Source organism: Bradyrhizobium sp. U531, from assembly GCF_051710265.1.
Taxonomy (GTDB): domain Bacteria; phylum Pseudomonadota; class Alphaproteobacteria; order Rhizobiales; family Xanthobacteraceae; genus Bradyrhizobium.
The window spans coordinates 1-1,312 of the sequence record NZ_JASVEN010000032.1; the positions used below are offsets into that span (position 1 = coordinate 1).

1 protein-coding gene is annotated in these 1,312 nt (G+C 62.1%); it reads right to left on the minus strand.

Annotated elements, in window-relative coordinates:
• Positions 1–54 precede the first annotated feature (54 nt).
• Positions 55–1,209 carry an IS481 family transposase gene (locus QRQ56_RS39165; RefSeq protein WP_438747114.1) on the minus strand — a complete coding sequence of 385 codons (1,155 nt, stop codon included), beginning with the start codon at positions 1,207–1,209 and terminating at the stop codon, positions 55–57.
• Positions 1,210–1,312: the final 103 nt, after the last annotated feature.

Consider the following 1,312-nt stretch of genomic DNA (forward strand, 5'->3'; position numbering starts at 1 on the left):
TGTCCAGCGGATGGATGGGTAACAGAACAGACCGGATGGATAGGTAACAGTCGTTCATGGTTCGGTCCGCTGCGGCGCTGCGCTAGCGCAGCGCCGCAGCGCTGATGTTTTCTGGTCGATGATGCCGATCGGCACGTTGAAGAAGCGCACTTGCCATTGCCCTTCGGCGGTTTCCTCCACGGCAACTGTCTCACCAGCGAGAGCGCTGCAAAGGTGGATTAGATCGCCACGCCATTTGATCTCACCATTGGAGCGAACCTGGCGCACCGCTGCTTCAACAGGGTAATCTGGCTCCGGAAGCCGATTTGGCATCGCACGAGGGGAGGAGTAGTAGGCGCTGGCAGGTGGACGTTGGCCAAGTGCCTCGTGCGGCCGTTCTTCGTTGTAGTCGCGCACGAATGCTGCGAACCGCCGGGCTTGCGCGGTTTTGGTCGGCGACGGTGGCCGCATCGCTTCCAGAAGCGTGAGGTGGAAACGCTCGTGCCGGCCGTTCTGCTGCGGATGGCCGGGGTCAATCCGTTCATGACGGATGCCAAGCTTGATCCACCATACCGACAGCGCGGTCAGACCGGTCGTTCCGGTCGAGGCGAACGGCGAGCCGTTGTCGGAACGGATGATCTGCGGCAAGCCGTGTTCGCGAAACGCTCGCTCCAGCGGCGCCTGACACTCGGCATATTGCGTGCTGCCCGTCGCCGCCAGGCTGATCAAATAGCGGCTGAAACCATCGGTCACAGTGAACGGCTCAACGCGAGATCCGTCGCCCAGTCGGATCCAGCCCTTGTGATCGAGGGCCCACACATGGTTGGCATGCTGAGGCACCGTCAGTTGCCCCATCCGCGGCGGCGCTCGTCGTCGGACCTTGCGGTCGTCAACCAGTCCCGCCCGCTTGAGAATCTCGCCCGCCGTCGAGACCGATGGCCAATCGACGTCCCCTTGGCGAGCCTCAAGCTTGCTGACGATCTTGCGCGGCCCCCAGCTCGGCCGCTCAAGCCGCAGCCCAACGATCGCATCCACGATGTGCTGAGGCGTCGCTCGCCCATGCACCCGCGCGGCATGGGAACGATCCGCAAGCCCGCTAGGCCCCTCCAACCGGTAGCGATCCAGCCACTTGTAACCGGTCTTGCGACTGATCTCGTAGCGCTCGCAAAGCTCAGTCATTGTCCACAGACCAGTTCGATGGTCCGATATGAAGCCTACCCGTTGGTCCATTGCACAGCTCTCTCGCCAAGGCATCGGCTGTTCCTCCCAGCCGACAGAGAACTGTCACCCATCCATCCGGTCTACTTTGTTACCTATCTATCCGGTCTGGACA